The sequence below is a fragment of the Telluria sp. ZT3P39 genome, from assembly GCF_059685935.1.
The window spans coordinates 1-21,834 of record NZ_JCASIH010000035.1; the positions used below are offsets into that span (position 1 = coordinate 1).

At 66.8% G+C, this 21,834-nt stretch carries 19 protein-coding genes and 1 pseudogene; 7 read left to right on the plus strand and 13 right to left on the minus strand.

Going from position 1 to position 21,834, the window contains the following annotated elements:
• Positions 1-156: 156 nt before the first annotated feature.
• The 6 genes and pseudogenes from AC56LR_RS20380 to purU all read right to left on the minus strand — a co-directional run bounded on the left by AC56LR_RS20380 (position 157) and on the right by purU (position 5,885).
• Positions 157-1,326 carry a xanthine dehydrogenase family protein molybdopterin-binding subunit gene (locus AC56LR_RS20380; RefSeq protein WP_497133173.1) on the minus strand — a complete coding sequence of 390 codons (1,170 nt, stop codon included), beginning with the start codon at positions 1,324-1,326 and terminating at the stop codon, positions 157-159.
• Positions 1,327-1,881: pseudogene (locus tag AC56LR_RS20385) on the minus strand (molybdopterin cofactor-binding domain-containing protein); the annotation flags it as partial.
• Positions 1,830-2,837 carry an FAD binding domain-containing protein gene (locus AC56LR_RS20390; RefSeq protein ID WP_497133121.1) on the minus strand — a complete coding sequence of 336 codons (1,008 nt, stop codon included), beginning with the start codon at positions 2,835-2,837 and terminating at the stop codon, positions 1,830-1,832. The pseudogene AC56LR_RS20385 and the gene AC56LR_RS20390, both read right to left, overlap by 52 nt.
• Positions 2,834-3,367, minus strand: coding sequence for a (2Fe-2S)-binding protein (locus AC56LR_RS20395; protein ID WP_497133123.1), 534 nt, complete (start codon positions 3,365-3,367; stop codon positions 2,834-2,836). Before AC56LR_RS20395 ends, AC56LR_RS20390 begins: the two co-directional genes overlap by 4 nt.
• 192 nt (positions 3,368-3,559) lie before the next feature.
• Complete coding sequence (locus tag AC56LR_RS20400; RefSeq protein WP_497133125.1) at positions 3,560-4,732, minus strand: GGDEF domain-containing protein; 1,173 nt, start codon at positions 4,730-4,732, stop codon at positions 3,560-3,562.
• Between the two features lie 256 nt (positions 4,733-4,988).
• Entirely contained in the window at positions 4,989-5,885 is an 897-nt protein-coding gene (gene purU / locus AC56LR_RS20405; protein WP_497133127.1) for a formyltetrahydrofolate deformylase, read from the minus strand.
• A 763-nt stretch (positions 5,886-6,648) separates the two neighbouring features.
• On the opposite strand from purU, the gene AC56LR_RS20410 reads away from it, so the two are divergent.
• Together AC56LR_RS20410 and AC56LR_RS20415 are read left to right on the plus strand one after the other, a co-directional pair.
• Positions 6,649-7,848 (plus strand): chymotrypsin family serine protease, encoded by a 1,200-nt coding sequence (locus tag AC56LR_RS20410; RefSeq protein ID WP_497133129.1) that lies wholly within the window; start codon positions 6,649-6,651, stop codon positions 7,846-7,848.
• A gap of 107 nt (positions 7,849-7,955) precedes the next feature.
• Entirely contained in the window at positions 7,956-8,252 is a 297-nt protein-coding gene (locus tag AC56LR_RS20415) for a hypothetical protein (protein WP_497133131.1), read from the plus strand.
• 311 nt (positions 8,253-8,563) lie between these two features.
• Here the strand turns inward: AC56LR_RS20415 and AC56LR_RS20420 are convergent, their stop codons facing one another.
• From AC56LR_RS20420 to AC56LR_RS20435, 4 genes are all read right to left on the minus strand, one after another.
• Complete coding sequence (locus AC56LR_RS20420) at positions 8,564-9,004, minus strand: GNAT family N-acetyltransferase (RefSeq protein WP_497133133.1); 441 nt, start codon at positions 9,002-9,004, stop codon at positions 8,564-8,566.
• Between the two features lie 116 nt (positions 9,005-9,120).
• Positions 9,121-9,867: a LytR/AlgR family response regulator transcription factor gene (locus AC56LR_RS20425; protein ID WP_497133135.1), complete on the minus strand. Its 747-nt coding sequence runs from the start codon at positions 9,865-9,867 to the stop codon at positions 9,121-9,123.
• Complete coding sequence (locus AC56LR_RS20430; protein ID WP_497133137.1) at positions 9,864-11,090, minus strand: sensor histidine kinase; 1,227 nt, start codon at positions 11,088-11,090, stop codon at positions 9,864-9,866. The genes AC56LR_RS20425 and AC56LR_RS20430 overlap by 4 nt, the downstream gene beginning before the upstream one ends.
• Before the next feature lie 383 nt (positions 11,091-11,473).
• On the minus strand, positions 11,474-11,938 hold the full coding sequence (locus AC56LR_RS20435) for a hypothetical protein (protein ID WP_497133139.1): 465 nt from the start codon (positions 11,936-11,938) through the stop codon (positions 11,474-11,476).
• Between the two features lie 236 nt (positions 11,939-12,174).
• Between AC56LR_RS20435 and AC56LR_RS20440 the strand changes: the two genes are divergently transcribed.
• The 3 genes from AC56LR_RS20440 (at position 12,175) to AC56LR_RS20450 (ending at position 14,722) form a co-directional block, all read left to right on the plus strand.
• Positions 12,175-12,801, plus strand: a complete 627-nt coding sequence (locus AC56LR_RS20440; protein WP_497133141.1) for a PEP-CTERM sorting domain-containing protein — start codon at positions 12,175-12,177, stop codon at positions 12,799-12,801.
• Positions 12,802-12,951: 150 nt separating this feature from the next.
• Positions 12,952-13,653, plus strand: coding sequence for a pirin family protein (locus AC56LR_RS20445; RefSeq protein WP_497133143.1), 702 nt, complete (start codon positions 12,952-12,954; stop codon positions 13,651-13,653).
• Positions 13,654-13,780: 127 nt separating this feature from the next.
• A complete protein-coding gene (locus tag AC56LR_RS20450; RefSeq protein ID WP_497133144.1) occupies positions 13,781-14,722 on the plus strand; it encodes a class I SAM-dependent methyltransferase in 942 nt (313 codons plus the stop codon).
• Here the strand turns inward: AC56LR_RS20450 and AC56LR_RS20455 are convergent.
• Positions 14,719-15,663, minus strand: a complete 945-nt coding sequence (locus AC56LR_RS20455; protein ID WP_497133146.1) for a LysR substrate-binding domain-containing protein — start codon at positions 15,661-15,663, stop codon at positions 14,719-14,721. The two genes, AC56LR_RS20450 and AC56LR_RS20455, sit on opposite strands and share 4 nt — an antisense overlap.
• Before the next feature lie 140 nt (positions 15,664-15,803).
• Between AC56LR_RS20455 and AC56LR_RS20460 the strand changes: the two genes are divergently transcribed.
• Both AC56LR_RS20460 and AC56LR_RS20465 read left to right on the plus strand, forming a co-directional pair.
• Positions 15,804-16,406 (plus strand): DedA family protein, encoded by a 603-nt coding sequence (locus AC56LR_RS20460; RefSeq protein WP_497133148.1) that lies wholly within the window; start codon positions 15,804-15,806, stop codon positions 16,404-16,406.
• A gap of 109 nt (positions 16,407-16,515) precedes the next feature.
• Entirely contained in the window at positions 16,516-17,571 is a 1,056-nt protein-coding gene (locus tag AC56LR_RS20465; protein ID WP_497133150.1) for a hypothetical protein, read from the plus strand.
• Between the two features lie 9 nt (positions 17,572-17,580).
• Here the strand turns inward: AC56LR_RS20465 and AC56LR_RS20470 are convergent, their stop codons facing one another.
• Complete coding sequence (locus tag AC56LR_RS20470) at positions 17,581-18,495, minus strand: diguanylate cyclase (protein WP_497133152.1); 915 nt, start codon at positions 18,493-18,495, stop codon at positions 17,581-17,583.
• Positions 18,492-21,614 carry a hybrid sensor histidine kinase/response regulator gene (locus AC56LR_RS20475; protein WP_497133154.1) on the minus strand — a complete coding sequence of 1,041 codons (3,123 nt, stop codon included), beginning with the start codon at positions 21,612-21,614 and terminating at the stop codon, positions 18,492-18,494. The genes AC56LR_RS20470 and AC56LR_RS20475 overlap by 4 nt, the downstream gene beginning before the upstream one ends.
• Positions 21,615-21,834 lie beyond the last annotated feature (220 nt).

Below are 21,834 nucleotides of genomic sequence, written 5' to 3' on the forward strand. Positions count from 1 at the left end.
CTCCCGCTTGGATGGGAGCTGCTTCTTTTTCGGGTTCATGTTTATCCTTCCGGGGCATATTGTCCCCTATTTGGATGTCCATGAATCACGGACTGCCTCAACCTGACCCCGAAGTTGCGAAGCCTGCGCATGTGAGGCGTGGCTGCAACGGCTCGGTCAGGTCGGATCGGGGACCGGGATCTCGTGGTCGCCCAGCAGGATCTTGTCGGGCGTGATCGGCGTGCTGCGCAGGCGCTTGCCGGTGGCGTGGAAGATGGCGTTGCTGATCGCCGCCGACACTCCGACGATGCCGATCTCGCCCACCCCCTTGGCGCCGAGCTGTTTGCTGACGATGCGGTCGTCCTCGGTCGCGAAGATCACCTCGATGTCATGGATGTCGGCGTTGACCGCCACGTGGTATTCGGCGAAATTGTGGTTCATGAAGCGCCCGAAGCGGTGGTCGGTGAAGCTTTCTTCGTGCAGCGCCTGGCTGATGCCCCAGACCACCGCGCCGCTCACCTGGCTGGCGGCGGTCTTGGCGCTGATGATGCGCCCGGCCGCCACCGCCCTGACCACCCGCGTCACCCGCACCATGCCCAGCTTCTCGTTGACCCGCACCTCGCAGAACACGGCCGAGTGCACGGCCCGCGTGAAATTGCGCTGCTTGAGCATCTGCGGCGTCATCAGGTATTTCTCCTCGACCCGGTCCATGCCGTTCGAGGCCAGCACCTCGCTCAGCTGCAGGGCCGTCTCGGGCCGGTTACGCAGCATCATGGCGCCGTCCGCGAAGTCGATGTCCTTCAGGCGCACGCCCTTGAAGCGAGAATCGGGCATGTCCTGCGCCAGCTTGAACAGGCGCTTCTGCAGCTTTTCGCAGGCGCCCTGCACGCCGCCGCCCACCGTGGTGACGTGCGAGGAGCCACCCTCGATCGGCGCCATCGGAAGGGTCGAGTCGCCCAGCTGGAACGTCACCTTTTCCAACGGCAGGCCCATGGCCTCGGCCGCGATCATCGACATCACGGTATAGGTGCCGGTGCCGATGTCGGTCGCGGCGCTGCTCACCACCAGGCGCCCGTCCGCGTGCAGCACCGCGCTCACGCGCGCCACCATCACCAGCGCATCCCAGATCCCGGTCGCCATGCCCCAGCCGACCAGCTCCTCGCCCTCCTGCATCGAGCGCGGCTCGAGTGGGCGGCCGGCCCAGCCGAAGCGCTGCGCGCCCTTGTCGTAGTACTGGCTCAGCTCCTTGGTGGAATAGGGCTTGCCGTCGAGCGGATTGCACTCGGCATAGTTGATGCGTCGCAGCTCCAGCGGGTCCATCTTGAGCTTCCAGGCCAGTTCATCCATCGCCACCTCGAGCGCATGCACGCCGTGCGCGGCGCCGGGCGCGCGCATGTCGATCGGCGAATGGCGGTCGTGGGCCACAACCTTGTAGCCCAGCTTGATGTTGTCGCAGGCGTAGAGCTGGCCCGACCAGTTCACCACCACCTCGACATAATCTTCGAGGCGCGAGGTCTCGTGGATCGCATCGTGCGTGATGGCCTGCAGCTTGCCGTCCGGGTTGGCCGCCAGCTTCACCTTCTGCCAGGTCTCGGGACGGTGGCCGAAGCTGAACATCTGCTGGCGCGTGAGCACCACGCGCACCGAGCACTTGAGCTGGAGCGCGGCCATCACGGCCAGGGTCAGCTGGTATTGCGGGCGCAGGCCCGCGCCGAAGGCGCCGCCCACATACGGATTGCGCACCGTGACCTTGTTCTTCGACAGGCCAAAGGCGTGCGAGACATACCAGCGGTTGTTCTGCGAGCTCTGGGTCTTGTCGTAGATGGTCAGGTGGCCGTCGTCGGCCCGGATCACGGTCGTGGCGAACATCTCCATCGGGTTGTGGTGCTCGACGCCGTGATAGAACTGGGATTCGACCTTGACCGGCGCAGCATCGTAGGCCGCATCGGCGTCGCCGGTGGAGCTGGGGGCGTGAAGCCCGCCTTCATCGCGCGCGGCTCATAGGCCTGGTCGAGGGTGGCCAGCAGGTCGGTCTCGTGCTTTTCCTCGTCGTAGCGCACCTTCAGCAGCTGGGCCGCATGGCGCGCGGCTTCAAAAGTGCTGGCCACGACCAGCGCGACCGGCTGGCCGCTGTAGAAGATCTCGTCGCTGTACAGGGGCCGGAACGGCGAGCCGCCGGGCGCCGTCATGTCCTTGAAGGCGATGTCGTAGGCGCGGAGCTTCGGGCGGTTCAGGTGGGTAATGACGGCCACCACGCCATGCGCGGTCAGCGCGTCCAACGTCTCGATGGCGGTGATGCGGCCCTTGGCGATGGTGCTGCTGACCACGACGCCATAGACCAGGTTGGCCGCGGCTTCTTCGGCGGCATATTTGGCGGCGCCGGTGACCTTGGCGCGGCCGTCGACGCGCGAGACCGCCATGCCGCTGTGCAACCGGCCCGTGCCTTCGGGGGGACACCCGCTGCCCGGTTCGCGCTTGTTGCAGGGCGTGCCGACGTCGTAGAAATAATAGCAGCGGGTGCGCTGCAGAAGGTTGCCGCCATTGCTGGCCATGTTGCGCAGCTGCGGCGAGGCGCCGGCCAGGATCGCGGCGCTCAGCAGCGGGTAACGGCTGCGCACCAGCGGGTGGTAGGCCGTGTCGGCATTGCGCGCCAGCGCGCCCAGGCGCAGGCCGCCGTCCGCTTCCTCGACCTGGTCGAGGCCAAGGGCATTGATGTCGACCAGCTGGCCGGGCTGCATGACGCCTTCCTTCATCAAGTCGAGCAGATTGGTGCCGCCCGCGATCGGGCGCGCGCCCGCTTGAATCGCCGCCAGCGCGGCGTCGACGTTCTTGGCCTGGGTAAAGGTGAACGGGTTCATGCGAGCACCGGACCAGTCGTGAACGGCTTGCCGGCTTCGCCGGGCTTGTCCTTGCCATCGATGCCAATCACCTGGATCACCGCCTCCCGGATCTGCGGATAGGCGCCGCAACGGCACAGGTTGCCGCTCATCAGTTCGCGCACGTCGTCGACGTTGTTAGCCTGGCCTTCGGCAATCAGGCCCACGGCGGAGCAGAGCTGGCCGGGGGTGCAGTAGCCGCACTGGAAGGCGTCGCAGTCGATGAAGGCCTGCTGCAGCGGGTGCAACTGGTCGCCGGAGGCCAGGCCCTCGACCGTGGTCACCTCGTGGCCGTCGTGCATGACGGCCAGGGTGAGGCAGGAGTTGATGCGCTTGCCGTCCACCAGCACGGTGCAGGCGCCGCACTGGCCGTGGTCGCAGCCCTTCTTGGTGCCGGTGAGTTGCGCGCGTTCGCGCAGCAGGTCGAGCAGCGTCACCCAGGGCTGGACTTCGAACTGCCGGTCCTGTCCCTTGATGCGCAGCCGGAGCGGGAATTCCTGGTGCAGGTCCATGGCCGTCCTTTTTATCAGCGAAGCATCGAGCGTAACGCCGGCGCGGACGGCCTTCGGTTAGTTCACACACGTACGAACGGCATTGGACATGTCAATCGAGGGTCAGGATCCTCGCCTGCGGGTCTGTCATGCGCAGCATAAAGTCGCAGGCTACTGGCGTCCCGGTATCGCCGAGTGATACCGGGGCGCGATTCAGGCCGCTGCAGGCAGCGCTGCCTGCTGGCCCGTTGACTCCACCCGGTCGCGGCCATTGCGTTTGGCCGCGTACATCAATTTGTCCGCCGCATTGATCAGCGCCTCGAGCGCGCCCGCGCCCCCCCGGCCGGGCTCGAGGGACGCGACCCCGAAGCTGGCGGTGGCGTAGATCGGCTGGCCTTCGGCGCCGGCGGCGGGCGTGGCGCCGAGGCGCGCGCGCAGGAATTCGGCCAGGTGCACGCCCGCCTCGCGGCCGGTGCCGGGCAGGACCAGCAGGAATTCTTCTCCGCCGTAGCGCACCACACTGTCGAGGCCCTCGCGCGCGACCGACTGCAGCAGCGCGGCAAAGCCGGCGAGGACGGCGTCGCCGCCCGCATGGCCGTGGGTATCGTTGATCTGCTTGAAGCTGTCGATGTCGCACAGGATCACGCTCAGCGGTTCGCCCGGACGCAGCGGCGAGGCCGCGCCCATCAGTTGCTCGTGCAGGTAGCGGCGGTTGAAGCAGCCGGTCAGGTGGTCGCGCTCGGCCGCGTGCTGGAGCACCACCTGGGCGCGAAACTGTTCGCGCGCCACCTGGCTGTAGCGCCGCGCCGCCAGCGCACCGAAGGTATTGACCAGAGCCAGCAGCATGCCGAGGGTCAGCATGTCGGCAAAGCCCAGCGCGGCGAAGCGCTGGCTCAAGGCCAGGAAGGCGGCGGTCGCCGCCCCCGCCAGCCCGGCGGCATAAGCGAGCCGGTTCGGAATGTACAGGTAGATCACCAGCAGCATGGTCGCCAGCGACATGGCATGCCAGTGGAATTCGGCGGGCCGGTGCACGGCGATCACCATGAAGCAGCCCAGCGCGACCGCTTCGGCAATGCTCGCCGCCAGCCGGGTGGCCTTGACCGACAGCGGCCGGCGCAGCGCCAGCCAGGCGCAGGTCCCGGCGGTGATGGCCACCACCAGCCTGGCCGCCAGCAAGGTCGCCGTGTCCGGCACCAGGCCGAGCGCCGCGACGTCGGTGGCGAAGAAGCACAGGAAAAAGAGGGTGCAGAACAGCAGGGTGAACGCCAGCTGGGCGCGGGTGCGCGGCTGCTGGTGCTCGAGATAGGCAGTTTCGGTGCGGCGGTCGGCGAACTCGCCGCCGAGCGGGTCGATTGTCAGTGCGTCTGGGCTGAGGGGGCGGGCCACGATGTGTCTGTCCAAAGGTACGGCTGGGCTACGAGAGGGTCGAAAAGCGGCGGCAGCGGCCTGGGTCGGTACTGCGCCGCGTCATTGTGGCATCAAGGGGGAGTCTGGAATCTCACGAAATGTAACTCCATGGCAACTATCCATGCCGTAAATCCATCTAGCCAGGCCAGGCGCAGCCTGAAACCGCTACAGGAATTATAGCGGTGTTTCATTGCAGAGTGGCAATTCATTATTTTTGTTGGAAACTGGCGAAAACTCAGCTGCCGCGGAACACGATGGTTTTGCTGCCGTGAACGAACACGCGGCGCTCGATGTGAAACTTGACGGCCGCCGCCAGCGCCATGCATTCGTTGTCGCGGCCTGCCCGCACCAGTTGCTCGGGCTTGAAGTTATGGTCGACCCGGGTCAGCACCTGCTCGATGATCGGGCCTTCGTCGAGGTCGGGCGTGACGTAGTGCGCGGTGGCGCCGATCAGCTTGACCCCGCGATCGAAGGCCTGGTGGTAGGGTTTGGCGCCCTTGAAGCCCGGCAGGAAGGAGTGATGGATATTGATGCAGTGGCCGGCCAGCCGACTGGCCAGCTCGTCCGACAGGATCTGCATGTAGCGCGCCAGGATGACCAGTTCCGCCCCCGTTTCTTCGACCACTTCCAGCAGCCGCGCTTCCTGCAGCGCCTTGTTCTCTTTCGTGACCGGCAGGAAGATGAAGCGGATGCCTTCGCGCTCGACCATCGGGCGCAGGTCGAGGTGGTTCGACACCACGGCCGTCACCGCCATGTTCAGTTCGCCGTTACGGCGGCGGTAGAGCAGGTCGTCGAGGCAGTGGTCGTCCTTCGAGACCATGATCACGGTCTTGACCGGGTCGGCCGGGTCGTGGATCTTCCAGCCCATCTGCAGGCGCCCGGCCGCCAGGAACGCGAATTGCTCGCGGATGTCGCCGATGGCGGGCGAGGCTGCCTGGCGCCGGAACACGGCGCGCATGAAGAAACGTTCGGTGGAATCGTCGTCGAACTGCTCGAGCGCGCAGATATAGCAGTCGCGCTCGGCCAGGAAGGTGGCGACGGCGGCGACGATGCCGATGCCGGCGCGGCAACTGGCATTGAGGATGTATTCGATCGGGGCGTGCGGCGGCCTGGCGTTTTCGTTCGGAGTCATGCGCTCATCCTGAGAGGGTGTGAAAAATTCCTTCATGTTTGCCTTGCCTCGTCTTGCCGTACTAGACCTTGCGGTCGGTGTCGACGATGTGGACGTGACCGCTCCGATAGGCGTCTGGGTCGAACTGAGATACCGCCCGGAGGCCTTCGTTTTCCGGCGTCGTCTGCGGGGTTGTCGCGCTTGTCATCATATTCTGCGTCCATTAATTCATGCAAATATGTTTTTGGAATATAAGGGCATTGCGTAAGGTTATTAATTTTAATTATCAAGTTCGGAGTAAACATTTGCCGTGATTCCCGCGTCTGCCGGCGTTGACGGCAAGCGCAAGGGCATTATGTGATTCCAGCGCGACGGGAACTCGCGTTCAATCGGAAATGTCGAACCCTGACGTAGCTTTTCCCGGGCCCGTGGGACATGTCTATCGGTATCAATTGCGGCTTTCCAGGAACAAAACCAATTGGACTTGTTGCATAAAAGAGCTCGCGCGTATTCAGAGCCGGACCGGGACAAGCGCTTGCCCGTTCCGTTCATACGGGTTTATTGAGCGCTCGCATATGTAGCGCTTACAGGGGTTGCCGCATAAAGCCCTGGTTCGTCAAGGTGTTCCAGCGGAGGTTTGCCGGTTCCGCGCTTCGGCAATATGCACTAATCCGCAATTTCTTGGAGGGTTAATCAACGCGTTACTGCCGTATTGGTTTTATTTGTCGCTGAAGCACCGTAGCCGTCATTATTGAATTCACAAAAATGAACAGGAGGTGGCGTCATGGCAACAAGGAACAAAGAAATCCCGCTCACGGAAAATCCCGGGGAAACCGACAACACCGGTGCTCAACCCGGTGCTCAACCCGGCGGTAAATCGGCGGGCAGTGCCCCGGAGAATCCGGATGCTTCCTCCGCCAGTCTCGATGCGCTGGGCTACGAGGCCGAGCAGCAAGCCATCTTCCAGGCAGCAGGGGTGTCGGCCGACCTGCTGGCCCTTCGCGACGAAGTCGAGGCGATGCTGCTGACCGCGTCGGGCGAATTCGCAGCCCTGGCGGATGCTCCGTCGAGAACCGGCATTGTCGGCGTCGGTATCGGTCTTTCCGATCCCGACAGCATCGGCTTCGGCGCCGGCGGTCCCGGCGAGCCGACCCTCACCCTGTACACCGAGAGTGTCCTTGCACGCGACGAGCTGCTGGGCCAACTTGCGCAAGCGGCCGGTACCCGCGCTTTGTCGAGCGTGCCGGTACAGCAGATACCCGTCGGCGTGGTCGACGCTTACTCGCACCGCGCCCGTCATCGCCCGGCTCCGGGTGGCGTGTCGGTCGGGCATGTCAACGTCACTGCAGGCACGCTCGGCAGCCGTGCAATCGGCTTGACGGCGCCCTGGAACAATCGCCATCTCATCCTCAGCAACAACCATGTGCTCGCCAATTCGAACGCGGCGGCGGTGGGTGACAGCATCATCCAGCCGGGCGCGGCGGACCTTGGCCGGCATCCGGGCGACCAGATCGCCGTGCTGGCGCGCTGGGTGCCAATTGCGTTTGGCGGCGCGGCGAACTTCGTCGATTGCGCGATCGGCTGGGCCTGGCACGAACGCATCCGCGGCGAGCAGTACTATTTGTCGGGCGGCAGCGCGGCCTATTACCGCACGGGCACGGCGCCGCTCGCCGCCTCGCTTGGCCTGGTCGTCGGCAAAAGCGGTCGCACGACCGCCCTGACGCAGGGGCGGGTCACACAGATCGGCGTGTCGGTGAATGTCAATTATCCGGGCAGGGGCACGGCGCTGTTCCGGAACCAGATCGCGATCCAGTCGGTCAACGCCAACCCGTTCTCGGCCGGCGGTGATTCCGGCTCGCTGATCTGGCATTGGGCCGAGGGCGTGCGGCCCGTCGGTCTCCTGTTCGCGGGCGGCGGCGGCGTCACCTTCGCAAATCCGATCGGTGCGGTGCTCGCAGCCCTGGACATCCGCCTGCTCCCGTAGTCCGGCCATGGCTGCCCGGCGCGCAGGGGCAGGGCAGCCAGCCATCCAAGCTTAGGTAGCGGCAGATTGCATCTATACTTAAGCAACCAGATCTCCAGGAGGCAGACATGACTGACAAACCCCGTTCGACACCGGACTTTTCCGGTTCCGGTGCAGTCGAATACAAGCCGGCGCCTGCCGCGCCCGTGGGCAAGCTTGCGGGCTTGCTGGCGCGCGAAGAAGCCGGATTGCTCGCCATCGAGGGCGTGACTTCGGTTGGCATTGGCCATGGGCCTCCGGGCGGCGAAACGCTGGTGGTCGGCGTGATGGATGCTGGTGTCGCGGCACGCCTGCCCCAGGAGATCGGCGGCTTGCGCCTCGTCGTCACGGTGACCGGGCCGGTGGACGCGCTTGGCAAGCCTTGACGACGAAGACAATACCCGCGCCCGACCCGGCCGAAACCGCCGCATCCGCGCCACATGGCGCAGCACGATGCCGACAGACGCCAGCTACGGAAGGAATTTGCCGTAACTGAACGGCATGACGGCTCTCAGGCGGTTCTTCGTCGCATCCGCGCAGCAGCGCCTGCATGCGACCGGCGTCACGCGGACGTGCTGTCGATGGCGGTGGCGGTGGCGAGCAGCGCCGGCAGGTTCGCCGGTGGCGCCGGCGCAGGGTGGCGGGTAAGCGCATGCCGGGGCGCGCCGTGCAAGCCTTGTGGACCAGGCAGACCTTGTCATTCCATCGGCATGATCGATTGCCCGGCGGCGTCACGCCGCGCACGATTCGCGCCGGCGCTGTCATGCGCGAGGGTATATTCCGCCTCCGCCGGGCCCAGCATCCTTCGTTGCCAGCCCTGGCGCGCATAGAAGCGGTCGGCCCGGGTCTCGGCAGTCGTGGTCAAGCGCGCCTGGCGGTGGCCCAGTGCGAACAGCCAGTCCACGGCCAGTGCCAGCAGGCGCCTGGCCAGTCCCCGTCCTTCGTGCCCGGAGCTGACGAACAGGGCCCAGATCGAGCCGTCCTGGCGGTCCGCATAGCAGAACGCGGCGAGCGCGCCGTCGATTTCGGCCACCCATCCGCGTCCCGCGGCCTCCAGGTAGTCTTCGTACATGGCCGGCGTCACCCGGCTGGGGTCGCGCAGGACGTTCTCGGTGACGGACAAGCGTATGGCCGACATGGCGGGGATGTCGGCGTGTGTCGCTTGCCTGAAGACAATCGTGGGCAAGTCTGTCGTGCAGTTCGCAGGCATGGAAGCTCCGGCTGGGACAATAAAAATCAAGACGCTGCGCTCGCCTAGTCGCGGAACAGGTGGGTGAAGGTGCGGCTTACCGGCAGCTTTTCGCTGCAGCCGCGCAGCAGCACCTGCATGCGCTCGGCGTCGAGCTTCTCGACCGCGGCGATGGCGTGGACGTTGACCAGGGTACCGCGGTGGATCTGCCAGAAGCGGTCGCGATCGAGCCCGCCGAGCAGGTCTTTCAGCGGTACCCGCACCAGCGCTTCGGAGTCGGGCAGCACCACCCGGGTGTACTTGGTGTCGGACTGGAAGAACAGCACCTCGTCGACGTCGATCAGCCGGATCTGGCGGCCGACGCTTGCCTTGATCCATTTCATTTTCTCGGGCGGGGCGCCGGGCAGGGCGGTCTTCAGGTGGCGCAGCAGGTCGCCCAGGTCGGCGGGCGGCTTGCTCAGCTTCGCGCGGATGCGGCTGACCGCCCGTTCCATGCGGTCGGCCTGCACGGGTTTGAGCAGGTAGTCGACCGCGCCGGCGTCGAACGCGTCGACCGCATACTGGTCGTAGGCCGTGACGAACACCACGTGCGCGTTGTCGCCGATACGCTCGGCTACTTCCAGGCCGGACAGACCCGGCATGCGGATGTCGAGGAAGACCACCTCGGGCTCGTGCTCCAGGAAGCCGTCCCAGGCGTCGTTGCCATTCTCGGCCATCAGCACGACCTGCGCATCGGGCCAGTGCGCGGCCAGCATCCCGGCCAGGCGCTCGCGCATCAGGGGTTCGTCTTCGGCGATCAGCACGCGGGTCATGCAGGCTCCTTCATCATGAGCGGCGCCGCAAGGGGCAGCGCCAGTTCGGCCACCACCCCCGGCTCGGCGTCGCGCAGGACCAGGGCGGCGCTGTCGCCATAGGCCAACTGCAGCCGGCGGCGGACGTTGTCGAGGCCTGCGCCGCTGCCGGGCGTGTCGCTCATGCCGACCCCGCTGTCGTGGACGCGGACCGTCACGCCTCCATCGGCGGCCAGCGCCGTCACCAGGATCGCGCCGCCGCGTAACGAGGGCTCGATGCCGTGCTTGATCGCGTTCTCCACCAGGGTCAGGACGATCATGCTCGGTACCTCCACCTGTTTCAAGGTCTCGGGCAAGGACAGGTCGAAGCGCAGCCGGGCGCCCATGCGGGCCTGCATCACGCGCAGGTAGGATGCGGTGGTCGCGAACTCGGTGGCCAGGCTGACCTGTGCGCTGCGCATGTCGCTGAAGCTGGCGCGCAGGAAGGCGATCAGGTCGGCGGTCAGGGCTGCGGCGCGAGGGGCGCCATCGGCTGCCAGCTGCTGCACGGCGCCGAGGGTGTTGAACAGGAAGTGGGGCTCGATCTGGGCCCGCAGCATGCGTAGCTGCGATTCGCTCACTTCGCGCGCCATCCGTTCGCGTTCGGCCTCGCGTTGCAGCTCCGCGGCCTGGAGCGCATATTGCCGGCGGCGCCAGGCGCCCACCAGCAGGATCGGCGCCGCGAGGAGCAATCCGGCGCCGACAGCGGTAATGCCCAGGCGGGACAGGCGCGGGAAGATGTCGTCCAGTGAGTGGCCGTTGGAGAGCATCAGGACGATAAAGGAGGCAAGAGCACCAAGCAGCGCGCCGCCGATGGCGCCAGTCACCAGCTTGCCCTTGGCGCGCAGGATCTCGGTGGGGCTGTACCACATGCTCAGTCCACCGGCGAGGAGGAGGAAACCGGCCAGGTTGAACAGGATGACCGCCGGCACCAGTCCTGGATCATCGAACACGAGGTGCTGTACGACGGCGAGCAGCGTGAAGCCCGCGGCCCACTTGCCGACTGCCTTCCAGAGCCGGGCGCCGCGGTAGGTGATGCAGAACTCGCGCAGGCGGGCGCGCTCGACCGGCGTCATCGCGGCCAGCTTGCCGGCGTTCCAGCGCCGGAAGCCCGGCGGCGTCTTCGTTGCGAGCTCCGGGTGCAGCAGCACGGCGAGCTGCTCCTGTTCCAGGTCGTCATACCAGTTCATCAGGCGGCGCCACATGGTGTTCTCCTTTTATTAATACTATAAAGCAATGGAGACAGTGTAGGAACTGGCGCAGGGTAAGGATAGCGAGACGCGACAAACGACGGCAGTGCGGGAACGAAGCACGAAAGGGCGACGGCGCCGTGCTACCATGCCGGCCCCCCGGGAGACCCAGCATGCACGACACCATCTACCGCATTCGCGCCATGCGCGCGCATTGGTGGGCCATTTGCTGGAGCCGGCACGGCTGCGCGGTTTATCGGCGTCGGCGCTGGTGTCGGTACAGGACACGGCCGGATTCTGGTCGGGCCTCGGCTACCGCGCAAGCAGCCCTGGATGCCTGGCCGCGCGCGCCGCGCTCGCCACCTATCCCGGCGCCGCACAGTACATGACGCGCGCGCTTACTGGACCCGGCGCACCTTCGCCGAGCTGTTAGAACCGTCCACCTTCAGGAACAGCGTACCGAACACGTTGCGTTCGATCGTCACCTTCGCCTCGCGCCTGCGCGGCAGGATGGCTTCGCTGCCGTCGGTGATGCGCCAGACCTGGCCATTGGCGAGGCGGATCTGCGAACCCGGTCCCCAGCCTTCGAAGTCGCCCACGACGGTGCTCGTCACCGAGGCCGGTTCGGCTTCGCGCCGCTTGACGGCTTCCATGCCGAAGTCGGCTTCCCTGCTGCGGGCAGGTGCGGCTGCCTGAGCGCTTGCCGACTGGGCCGCGGGTTTGGCGCCGAGCTGGATCGCGTCGTAGCAGGCCAGGCGCGCGCCGGTGTCGCCCAGGGTGCGGCACGTCAGGATGGCGGCATCGTCCGCCAGCGCGGCGCCGGACAGGAGGACCAGGGGGAGAAACAGGGGAAGCACTTTCATCGGGTCATTCCTTAGTGGTTGCACAACAGACAGATTATATCGGCACGGCTTCCGTTGCGGCCGTTTCCGTCCAGAACTAAAACGTGGCGGCTAGTGTCGGAAAATTTAACAATCGCCCTTCGTTGTAATTTTGGTTACATGGAAATATCCACAAAATCAAGGGCTTATGCAGAGTAACGGAACAAGGCGTGAATATTGCTTTGATTAAATAACGTAGATACTTTTTGGAGCTTATCGTGACCGTAAAACACCTCTTTGCCATGCTGGCCTGCGCATTTTCCGCGCACGCGGCGCAAGCCGACGTCATGTACAGCTGGCATGAGACCCAGGATAGCCCGACCATGCCGTGGGACATCCGCCTGGATCTGGTTTTCTCGGACGCTGCGGTCGCCGCGGGCTCCCTGATGCTGGGAATCAACAATTTGTGCCGCGACCCCGGCTGCATCGATTCACAAACCAGCTTGCTGTCGTTGCGCTATTCGGTGGAGTACCCGGGTGGCAGCCGCAACATCATCGACTACCAGACCGGCAGCCCACCAAACAGGTTCGAAGACCGCATCTGGCTGGCATTGGATTTCCTGCCGGGCGGCTTCCTGAGCGGCGAGATCCGCGCCAACAACGGCGAGTCCGACTTCCACCTGGCCAGCGAGGGGCGTACCTTCACCCTGCTGGCCGCGCGCAGCGACCAGGGGCCGTGCGGCATGTCGCTGGACTGCTTCGGCACCCAGGGCTTGTTGAAGCAGGCTGAGCCGGCGAACGTGCCGGAACCGGCGTCCTGGCTGGTGTTCGGCGCCGGCGCGCTGGCGGCGATGTCGGCGCGCGTGAAGTGGCTTCGGTCGAAGAATGATCGAAAATTTCGATGAAAGCCCCGCACATTATCCGTTTTTCAGTTCTCCTCGAACCGAGCATAATGGCTCCATCGCATCGAACAAACGCTAGCGGGCAGCAATAGGCCACGCAGTCCCGCGATGATCGATGGGTTCGATGGTCCACCCCATACCAAGGAGAACTCCATGTTGAACGTTCGTAAAAGCAATGAGCGCGGCGCCGCCAGTTTCGGTTGGCTCACATCCCAACATACTTTTTCGTTCGGCCATTACCAGGATCCGCAGCACATGGGCTTCGGACCGCTGCGGGTGATCAACGAAGACCACGTGGCGCCGGGCCGCGGCTTCGAGTCGCACGGCCACCGCAACATGGAAATCATCTCCTACGTGCTTGATGGCGCGCTGGAGCACAAGGACAGCATGGGCAACGGCTCGGTGCTGCGCTACGGCGACGTGCAGCGCATGAGCGCCGGCAGCGGGGTGGTGCACAGCGAGTTCAATCACTCGAAGGACGCAGGCGTACATTTCCTGCAGATCTGGATCGAGCCGAACACGGTGGGCGAGGCGCCGGGCTACGAGGAAAAGCATTTCGACGCCGCCTCGAAGCAGGGCCGGCTGCGCCTGATCGCCTCGAACGACGGGCGCGAAGGCTCGGTGTCGATGCGCCAGGATGCGTCGATCTACGCCACCATCATGAACGGCGGCGATACGCTGGACCACCCATTGGCGGCCGGGCGCCAGGCCTATGTCCACGTGATCCGCGGCAGCGCCACGGTCAATGGCGTGCCGCTGGCCGGCGGCGATGCGCTGAAAGTGACCGGTGAAGACGCCGTGCAGCTGGCCGGCGCCGCGGACGCCGAGATCCTGGTGTTCGACCTGCCGCAGTAAAAAGAGGCGGGCAGGCAGGGGCGCGCCCGCCGCGCTCCTCCTGGGTGGCATGGCCGCGCCGTTTGGACTACTATTCCAGCAGTCCTGGGCAAGGACCCATCCACTCCACGAGCCAGAGGAGAGCGGCATGCCAGACTCGACACAACCGATCCTCGTCAGGCGCGACCGCTGTCCCGGTTGCCACCGCGATGCCGGCAAGCTGCTCTACAGCGAACCGCTCGACAGTCCCGGCATCACCCGCTACATGCAGGAGCATTACGAGCGCCGGGTCGACCGCGCGTTTGCCGGCTACGACTACCAGCTGGCGCGCTGCGACCACTGCTCGCTGGCCTACCAGGCCCAGGTGCCCTCCTTGGTGCTGCTCGAAGAAATCTACGACCGCTGGCTGCCCGATACCGAGCGCGCCGCGGTGGCCTCGCGCTTCGACCTGAACGACTACCGCTACCTGGCCGGCCAGGTGGAATTCGTGCTGGCGCATTTCGGCCTGCGGCCCAGCGAGATCAAGGCGCTGGACTTCGGCTTCGGCTGGGCCGAATGGTCGAAGATGGCCAGTGCCTACGGGCTCGACGTCTGCGGCGCCGAGCTGTCGCAGGTCCGGATCGCCTATGCGAAATCGGTCGGCATCCGTATCGTCGAGTCCGATGCGCTGCCTGAGCGTGCATTCCACTTCATCAATACCGAACAGGTATTCGAGCACCTGCTCGAGCCGGGCGCGGTGCTGAAACAGCTGGCCGCGGCGCTGCGCCCTGGCGGGCTGGTCAAGATCAGCGTGCCCGATGCGGGCAAGGCGATCCGCAAGCTGCTGGGCGCAAGGAGCTTTGCCGCCCTGGGCAAGGACGACATCATGCCGATCGCGCCCTTCGAGCACATCAACTCATTCACCTACGATTCGCTGGTGGCGATGGGGCGCGAGGCGGGGCTCGCGCCGCTGCGGCCCTCGCTGCGCAAGCTCTACAACAGCAGCTCGGGCTGGATGGATCCGAAGTCCGCCCTCAAGACCCTGGCGCGGCCGCTGTACCGGCACGTCTACCCGAAAAGCACCTTCGTCTACTTCGCCAGGCCTGCCTAGGGGGACAGGCCCTGGCGATGCACCTGCACGCAGGGCCGCGCGATCATGCGCGCAAACGGCGAGTCCTCGCGCATGCGCCGCAGCCACCAGCTAAGCGCCGCGCCTTCCTCGCCGCTGCGCCAGGCCAGGTAGAAGGTCTCGTCGGGCTTGGGCTCGACCACGGCCTTTTCCACCAGCAGCCCGGCCTCGATGGCGGGGCGGGCCCAGGCCTCGGGCAGGAAGCCGAAGCCCAGTCCCTGCAGCTGGAAGGCGTACTTGGTTTCCATGTCGGGTACCGTCAAGCTGTCCTGTCCGAACAGCAGGCCCACCGTGCGCGCACCTAACTGGCGCGCGGAGTCCGATACCGCCACCGCGCGATAGGGCAGCAGGTCGGACTTGTCGAGGGGATGGCCGGCGCCGGCCAAGGGGTGGCCGGGCGCCACCGCGAACACGAAGGCGCTGCTGCCGATCGGCTCGGCGGTATAGCCGCCGCCGGACGGGCCTTCGCCCGCCGCGCCCACCAGCAGGTCGACGCGGCGATCCAGCAGCGCGTCCCAGGTCCCGGACAGCACCTCGCGCACCAGGCGCAGGCGGGTCTGGTCGGCGACGGCGTAGAAGGCTTCGATGTCCGGCTGGAGGCTCGAGGGCCCCAGCATCGAATCCATGCCGATGGCCAGTTCGGTTTCCCAGCCGGAAGCGACGCGGCGCACGCGCGACTCCAGGTCGCCGGCGGCGCGCAGCAGGTAGCGGCCTTCCTTGAGCAATTCCTTGCCGGCCGGAGTCAGCGCCACTTTCGGGCCGAAACGGTCGAACAGGCGCACGCCGAGGTCGTCCTCGAGCTTGGACACCGTGTACGAGATCGTGGACGGAACCCGGAACAATTCCTTCGCGGCCCCTGCGAACGAGCCCTTGCGGGCGATGGTTTCGACGATCTCGAGTGCGTCCAGGCTAAGCTTGAGCAATTGCGGTTCCTTGGGTGGCGAATCCCCCATGGTACCGAAGTCGTGGCAACCCTGCCATTGCCTGTCTTGCATCTGGCGAGCGCAAGCGTTCTTGGCAAGATGGTATGGTGCGCTCTGCACCAATAGTGGAGTCCTGCCTCATGTTCCAGTTCATTACCAAATTCCTCGAAACCAGCGGTTACCTGGGCGTCTTTGTCCTGATGGCGCTGGAAAATATCTTCCCGCCAATCCCATCGGAACTGATCATGCCCTTCGCCGGCTTCGTCGTCGCCCGCGGCGACCTGAGCCTGGCCGGAGTGCTGATTGCCGGGACCGCCGGCTCGATCGCCGGCGCCATGCCCTGGTATGTCGGGGCCAGGGTGTATGGCAAGGAACGCCTGAAGAAATTTGCCGACCGCCATGCCCGCTGGATGACGGTGACCGCCGAGGATGTCGACAAGGCAATTGCCGCATTCGACCGCCACGGCCGCTCGGTGGTGCTGTTCGGGCGCCTGATCCCGGCCATCCGCACCTTGATTTCGGTGCCGGCCGGCCTGGCCCGCATGTCCCTTGGGAAGTTCCTGCTGTATTCGACCATCGGCTCCTCGGCCTGGACCGGGGTGCTGACGGCCGGTGGCTTCTTGCTGGAGAGTAATTACGAGCAGATCGGGAAGTATATCGATCCGGTGTCGAAAATTATCTTCGGCATTCTGCTGGCCTGGTACCTGTACCGGGTCGTGACCCACCGCCCGGCCAAGGCCTGAGACCGGCGCAACAGGGCAGGCGACGACCTGTGGCGCACCCGCCGCACGCGACTACCCAGGTTTGCGCGCCTTGGGCTACACTCGGCTTGTTTCACAGCAGGCCTACGTCATGAAGAACCGTTTGTTGGAAGACATCGGCGACAGCCAGTCCGGCCCATCGGCACTGGCTGAGCGCCGCGTGCGGCCGGCGCCGCCGCCGCCTGAACCGCTCCAGCCGCCTGCGTCGCCCGGGCCAGCGCCGCAGCCGCGCGCCCGCGCCGCGGTCTGGCGCAGCCGCGCAACCCTGCCGCCTGCGCCTGCTGCGGATTTCGCCGGGCAGGATACGCCAGCGCAGCCCGCGGCGCCCGCCAGTCCGCCGCCGCCGCCGCCGCGTGCCGCCGGCATTGCGCCCTGGCCCGCGTCGTTTTCCAGCCGCGAGCCGGACTGGCCCATTCCGCCCCCGAACGAGCCGGCGCCCTGGCTTGATCGCTGGGGCCGCAAGGCGCTGGGCTGGACCGTTGCCGCCGCGGCCGTGGTGGCCGTGGCGGGCGCCGCGACCTGGATGTACCGCGACACCCAGGTCCAGTCCACCCTGGCGGTCGTGGCCGGGAATTCACCCGCGAAGACGGCAACGGCCTTGCCGGCTGCTGCGCCCCCGATTGCGGAAACCGCGCCCCCCTGGACCCCGCCGCCGCTGCGGATGCTGCCGCCGCCGGTGGCTTCGGCGCCTGCCGCACAAGCCCCGGCCGCGGCAGCGGCGCCCATCGCGCAGGCGCCCACCCTGGCGGAACCGCCGGCCGCCGTTGGACCGCGCGCCGCAGCCGCGCCCAAGGCGAAGCGCGCGCCCGAGCGCCGCGTCGCGGCGGTGCCAGTCAAGAAGAAGCCGGAGCGCCGCGTCGCCGCCGCGCCGCCGAAGAAAGCGCGCGCCGCGCCGGATTTATCCTGGGCGGCCAGGGAACGCGAGCGCCTGCTGGCGCAAACCCAGGCGCCCGCAAGCCGCCCGCCTGCGCGGCCTGCGCCGCCTCCGGCACAGCCCGAGCCGCAAGCGCCCCCGGGGCAGCAAGCCGGGGCCGAGGGGCCGCTGTCCGAAACCCTGCGCCTGTGCCGCGCCGCCGGCTACCACGCGGCTGCCTGCATGAAACGCGGCTGCGAGGCGACCCGCTTCGGCCTGGTCTGCCGCGGCTGAGCGCTTGCCTTAGTCTTCGTTGCGCCAGACGGTCCGGTTGCGGCCCGACTGCTTGGCGCGGTAAAGATGGGTGTCGGCCGCTTCGAACAGCTCGCTCGATTGCTCGCAGCTGTTAGACACCAGGGTCGCGCCGCCCACGCTCACCGTGAGCAGCGGCGCCACGCTTGATGCCGCATGCGGGATCGACAGCAGCGCGATGCTGTCGCAGATCCCTGCCACCACCGACTGCGCGGCCTGGGCGTCGGTCTCCGGCATGAGCAGCACCAGTTCCTCGCCGCCGTAGCGCGCCGCAAGGTCGCCGGGGCGGCGCATGCCGGCAGCGGCAATGCGGGCCACGGCGCGCAGCGCGCGGTCGCCGGCCGGATGGCCATAGCGGTCGTTGAACTGCTTGAAGGCGTCGATGTCGAGCAGGGCCAGCGACAGCGGCTGGCCGTTGCGGCGCGCGCGCTGCCATTCGAGTTCATACACTTCGTCGAAGCGGCGGCGGTTCGCCAGTTCGGTGAGGCCGTCGATGTTCGCGAGCCGTTCCAGCATCCTGCGCTGGCGCACCACCTGCAGGTGCACCGCCACGCGCGCCATCACCACGCTCGGGTTGAACGGCTTGGTGATGTAGTCGGCCGCACCCATCTTCAGGCCGTTGGCCTCGTCCTCGGGGCGGTCCAGGCCCGAGATGAAGATGACGGCGATGTGCGCCGTGCGCGGATCGGCGCGCAGGTGGCGCAGCACTTCGTAGCCGTCCATGTCCGGCATCATGACGTCGAGCAGGATCAGGTCGGGCCCATGGCGCGCCGCGCGCTCCAGCGCCTGGACGCCGTTCTTGGCCAGCACCACCGTGTATTCGGGCTTGAGCAGTTCGCCCAGCACGTCGCGATTGATCGCGTCGTCGTCGGCCACCAGCACTTTCTGTACGTCGGTCCCGTTCATGCGCGGGTCTCCTCGACGGCATCCGGGGCGCCGCTGCCGAGGCGGCGTGCGAGGCTGGACAGGGGCGGGCGCGCCGCCGCGTATTCGATGTCCTCGACCGCGCGCCGGATCGGGTCCAGCGCCGCAGCGTGCGCGGTCCCGGCCAGCAGCAGCTGCAGTTCGGCCAGTGCATCTTCGGCGCGGGCGTCGTCGTCGGCCAGGAAGCCGTCCAGGCGCGCCATCACGTCCGGCAGGCCGGCGGCGCCGCCGGCTTGCGCCAGCGGCAGGGCGGCCAGGCGCGCCAGGCCGTTGAGCACCGTTTCGCTGGACCTGGCCAGGATCGGTATGCGGGCGCCCAGCAGGTCGAACTGGCCGGCCCGCAGGTCTTGCTCGAGGCGTCCGGCCTGGGCCGACAGCTCGAAGGCGCCGACATAGGCCGCGCTCGATTTCAGGTTGTGCGCCAGCGCCTGCAGGCGGGCATAGTCGCCGGATGCCAGGGCCTCGCGCAGGACCTGCGGGCTGTCGCCGTATTCGCGCACGAAGCTGCCGGCGCGTTTCTCCAGGCGCTTGCGCTGGCCGTTCACGCCCGCCAGCGCAGCCTGCCAGTCGACACCGGGGATGAACGGCAGCGGCGCCGAGCCGGCGTCCACGGCCGGCGCCGCCGGCACGGCGGCGGGCGCCAGGCTGCGTCCCGCCAGCCGCGCCGGGTCGATCCACTTGAGCAGGGTGCAGAGCAGCAGGTCCGGGTCGATCGGCTTGGTCACGTGGTCGTTCATGCCGGCGCCCAGGCTGCGCGCCCGGTCTTCGGGCAGCGCGTGCGCCGTCATGGCCACGATCGGCAGCTTGCGCAGGCGCTCGATCGAACGTATCTCGCGGGTCGCGCCCAGGCCATCGAGTTCGGGCATCTGGATGTCCATCAGGACCAGGTCATAGTCGCCGGCGGCGGCCATGCGCACCGCTTCCACGCCATCGAGGGCGACGTCGACCTGGATGCGGGCGGCCGCCATGAAGTCGATGGCCACTTCGCGGTTGTTGGCATTGTCTTCGGCCAGCAGGATGCGCGCGCCGTCCAGGCGCGGCATGGCTGCGCGCAGTTGCTGCACCGACGCGCCGTGCACCGGCGCGTCCGCGGCGGATGGCGCGGCATCGGCCATCCCGAGCGGCAGTTCGAAAGTGAAAACGCTGCCTGCGCCCGGCGTGCTGGCGACGCTGATGTTGCCTTGCATGAGCTCCACCAGCTGCTTCGAGATCGACAGTCCCAGGCCGGTGCCGCCGTATTTGCGGGTGGTCGAGCTGTCGGCCTGGCTGAAGGACTGGAACAGGCGCTTGATCTGGTCCTCGCTCATGCCGATGCCGGTATCCTTGATGCCGAACCGCAGCGTCACCGTATCGCCCTCGCGGCGCACCAGCGCGACCGACACCACGATTTCGCCGCGTTCGGTGAACTTGATCGCGTTGCCGGCCAGGTTCAGCAGCACCTGGCCGAGGCGCAACGGGTCGCCCACCAGGCGCGGCGGCACGTCCGGGTCGACCCGGAACACCAGTGCGATGCCTTTTGCACCGGTACGTACGGCGGTGATATCGGAAAGATGTCCGAGCAGGTCGGCGAGCGAGAAGGGCACCGTTTCGAGCGCCAGTTTGCCGGCCTCGATTTTCGAGAAGTCGAGGATGTCGTTGATGATGCCCAGCAGATGCTCGCTGGCGCCGAGGATCTTGCCGAGGTAATTGCGCTGTTTCGGATCGGATTCGTCCATCAGGGCCAGGCGGCTCATGCCGATGATCGCGTTCATCGGCGTGCGGATCTCGTGGCTCATGTTGGCCAGGAATTCCGACTTCATGCGGGTGCTGGCTTCGGCGCGCAGCATGGCGGCCTGCATGACCTGGGTGCGCAGTCCAAGGATGCGCATGAACACCAGCATGTCGAAACTGACGCCGAACTGCAGGGAGTGCAGGGTCCAGAAATTGGCCGGCAGGTTACCGTTGATCATCTGCGCGGAGATCAGCGCGGCCGTGAAGCTGACGGCCCAGCCGACCAGCAGGTAGGTGCCGACGGTGTCGCCCGCGCGCGCGCGCCGGTAGGCCCCCAGCAGGCCGAGCAGCATCGGGAGGATGCCCAGACTGGCGACGAGCGCGACGAGCACCGCATGGCTGATCAGGTTCGCGCCGAATGCGGCGGCGCCCAGCACGCACAGTGCCGCACCGGTACGCAGCAGGAAGCTGGAGAGGCGGTCCTGGCCGGGCCGCGTGAGCAGGTGGTCGATGAACAGGTAGGCGCCGCAGGACGCCGTCAGCGACAGCATGCCGGCCGCGTGCTGGTTCAGCCATGCATTCCCCTGCCAGAAATACTGGTTGGCGATGCCGAACCAGCAGGATGTATACAGGGTGACCCCGCCGACCAGCAGCGCGTACTTGCCGAACAGCGCATCGCGCAGGTTGATCCACTGGGCCACGCTGTAGAGGAAGAGCGAAAAGCCCAGGCCGAACAGCATCCCCTGCAGCAGCTGATCGGCCAGCGAGGCGCGGTGGAAGGCCTCGAGTTGCCAGAAGGCAAGGGGGACGATCTTCGGGCCCTCGGTGTCGATGCGCAGCAGCACGGTATGCGCGGCGCCGGGGGGCAGGCGCAACTGCAGCGCCGGCGTGGGACCGCCCAGCGCCGAACCGGCCAGCTTCTGGTTCTTGCCGGTGACGGCGACGTGGCGCAGCACGCCATCCGTGGCCAGGTAGACGTCCATGCGGTCGATCAGGCCGAAGTTGGCGTGCAGTACCCAGGAGTCGGGGCCGTCCCGGGGCGCCACGACCGGGATGCGGATCCACACCACGCCGCTGTACACCCCGAGCGTCGCGCGGGCCGAGTCCGGCCTGCCATAGCCGGCATGGGTGAGCGCCGCCGCCGCATCGAGCTGGCCCGCTGGATCGCGCAGCACCGACAGCGCGTCCCAGGCCTCGACCTTTTCAATGCCGGGGCCGAGCAGCAGGGGCGCCGGCGCCATGCCCGCCGCGGCGCGGGCCGGCAGCGCGAGCAGTAGCATGCCCAGCACAGCGCACAGCAGCGCGCCGCCGAGGCGGGACAGGAAGGTCGATGACGGCATGGATGGGCCGCCCGGCAGCGACGGGTTCTGGCGAAACTCTTTCTTGCACATGAAACTAGCCTGGATCCTCTTTCTACCGGCACCGAACCCATTACGGTGGGCGTGCCGGCGTGTGCGTCTTGACGGCTGCAGTGGCGGCGCCGGAATTGCTGAGTTTCTAAGTCTATCAGTACTTGATTACGGGCAATAGTCCTACGGCGGTTTCGCTTAATAAAATATGCCGACCAGGTAACAATTCGTCCAGGCCTGGCTGCGGGGCAACGCCTGGACT